2 protein-coding genes and 2 pseudogenes are annotated in these 2,409 nt (G+C 50.2%); all 4 read right to left on the bottom strand.

Annotated features, from left to right (window positions below):
• Positions 1-756, bottom strand: a pseudogene (locus WBV27_RS05630) (RNA polymerase factor sigma-54); the annotation flags it as partial.
• A 157-nt stretch (positions 757-913) separates the two neighbouring features.
• Entirely contained in the window at positions 914-1,546 is a 633-nt protein-coding gene (gene pyrE / locus WBV27_RS05625) for an orotate phosphoribosyltransferase (protein WP_119092814.1), read from the bottom strand.
• Position 1,547: 1 nt separating this feature from the next.
• Positions 1,548-2,261 (bottom strand): orotidine-5'-phosphate decarboxylase, encoded by a 714-nt coding sequence (gene pyrF, locus WBV27_RS05620; protein ID WP_424200176.1) that lies wholly within the window; start codon positions 2,259-2,261, stop codon positions 1,548-1,550.
• Positions 2,251-2,409, bottom strand: a pseudogene (locus WBV27_RS05615) (dihydroorotate dehydrogenase catalytic subunit); the annotation flags it as partial. The pseudogene WBV27_RS05615 and the gene pyrF, both read right to left, overlap by 11 nt.

Raw genomic sequence — 2,409 nt, 5'->3', positions numbered from 1 at the left:
ATTGAACGCGACGTCCAGTGTGTTGCCCTCGGCTATGGCAACATGGATGTCCGGCTCGATGAATACCGTCTCCTCGAATGTGGTCTCCCACTGCAGCTTTGTCTTCAGTTTACTCATGTAGGTGATGATTTCGATCAGCTCGTCATGGTCAATCTCCTCAGCGTCCATAATCGACTCCAAGCGATAGGTAGACAGCTCCTTGAAATAATTTTCCAGTATGTAGTAGGCCAGCGGAGGCGACTGTTCGTCCCTTTCGGTCTGCAGCATCAGAAACTCCTGCAGGTCGCGGGCACCGACACCGGGAGGATCCAACTGCTGCAGGAGCGTCAAGGCATCCAGCATTTCCGCTTCGGCTGCGGAAGTTACTTCCTCAGCCTCTTCCAACTTGATATCCAAATAGCCGTCATCCGTCACGTATCGGATGAGGAACAGAACCAGCTGCCTGAGCGGCGTGTTTTTCATGTTCAGATAGATCTGTTCATGCAGAAAATCATAGAGCGACTGATTTTTGCTTTCCATGCGTTCATACCAGGGCGTCTGATTATCCGCCGTGTATACATTGGAGACGGCCACCGCGCCCGTTTCGGATGCCCGCTTTTTGATGTCCATCAACGGATTCCCCAATGCCTTGTCCTCTATGTAGGCGGAAAGTTCCGACATGGGCATCTGCAAAATGTGCAACGCCTGTTGCATCTGTTGCGTCATCCGGATCGATTGTTGCTGCGTTTGTTTCAGTTGGAATTCCTGCATCGCCATTGTCTGCTCACCTCCAAACGTTATCCTTTATATAAAGCAATACAAGTAGTATACCATCTTTGGAGCGCTTACTTGTAAAAAATAATGAGAAAACCCGGCAAACAAGATTCCAGATCTTGTTTGCCGGGTTTAACATGATAACTATTCGGAAGTGGGATTAGCCCTTGAACCAGTTCTCAGGGTCTTTGCTCCAGTCTTTCAATAACTCCAACTCTTCTTCGGAGATGTAATTTGTTTCATGGGCAACTTCCAGCAATGTGCTGTAGTTGGACAATGTGTCGATCGCAAGGCCGGCATCGGCGAAATTTTTCATTCCTTTTGCCAATTCGTAAGTGAAGATGGCAACGCAGCCCAATACGTTTGCGCCTTCAAGTTCAGCTGCTTTTGACGCTTCGATGACGCTGCCGCCTGTTGAAATCAGATCTTCGACTACGACCATTTTTTGGCCTTCGGTGATTTTGCCTTCGATTTTGCGGCCTGTTCCGTGGTCTTTCGCTTTGCTGCGGATGTAGACCATCGGCAAGTCCAAAATGTCGGCGATCCAGGCTGCATGCGGGATGCCTGCAGTCGCAGTTCCGGCAATCACTTCTGCGTCCGGATATTTTTCTTTGATCAGGTCAGCCAAGCCTTGCGCGATCTGTTTGCGCACAGCCGGGTAGCTCATAGTGACGCGGTTATCGCAATAGATCGGGCTTCTGATTCCTGATGCCCAAGTGAAAGGGTCCTGAGGGCTTAAGCTCACTGCTTTGATGTCCAATAATGATTTTGCTACTTCTTTTGCTATCGTCATTTTATTCCGCTCCATTCCATTGGTTCTTGATTTCGTAATAGGCTGCAACCGGATCCGCTGCCTGGGTGATCGGACGACCGACTACGATGAAGGTTGAACCGATTTCTCTTGCGCGGCCTGGTGTCGCGACGCGCTTCTGGTCTCCAACCGCACTGCCGGCCGGGCGGATACCTGGTGTCAAGCAGATGAAATCTTCATTCGTGTGGTCCTTGATCATGCGCGCTTCCCATGCGGAACAGACGACGCCATCGAGTCCGGATTTGCAGGTCAGATCCGCGTAATGCAGGACGCTCTCCTGCAGGCTGACTTTGATCAGCTGTTCCGTCTGCATCGCTTCTTCGGAAGTCGAAGTCAATTGCGTGACCGCGATCAGTTTCGGAACGGAGCTTCCTGCTGGCGTACCAGCGATCAAGCCTTCTTTGGCGGCTTTCATCATTTCCGAACCGCCTGCTGCATGGACATTGACCATATCGATATCCAAAGCCGCCAAGCCTTTCATGGCGCGGTGAACGGTGTTCGGGATGTCATGTAATTTCAGGTCCAGGAAAATCTCATGGCCCAATTCCTTGATCCATTTGATGATTTCCGCTCCGTGCTGGTAATACAGTTCCATCCCCACTTTTACATAGAGGGATTCATCTTTGAAAAGCAATAAGAAATCCTCAATTTCCTTTTTTGTTGAAAAGTCTAACGCGATTATCGGTTTATCGTTCATTCAGGATGCCTTCTCTCACTTCTTTGATTAATTCCTGCAGGCTGTTGATGCCCAGTTCGTCCATGCGTTGCGGAAGCTGTTCGATCAGTTTCGGGCAAACGAACGGATCGGTGAAGTTGGCCATGCCGACGCCGACCGCGCTTGCTCC

This window comes from Trichococcus sp., assembly GCF_049589555.1.
Classification (GTDB): Bacteria; Bacillota; Bacilli; order Lactobacillales; family Aerococcaceae; genus Trichococcus.
Note: the sequence above shows the minus strand (reverse complement) of the source record. Positions and strands in the feature narration are given on the sequence as shown.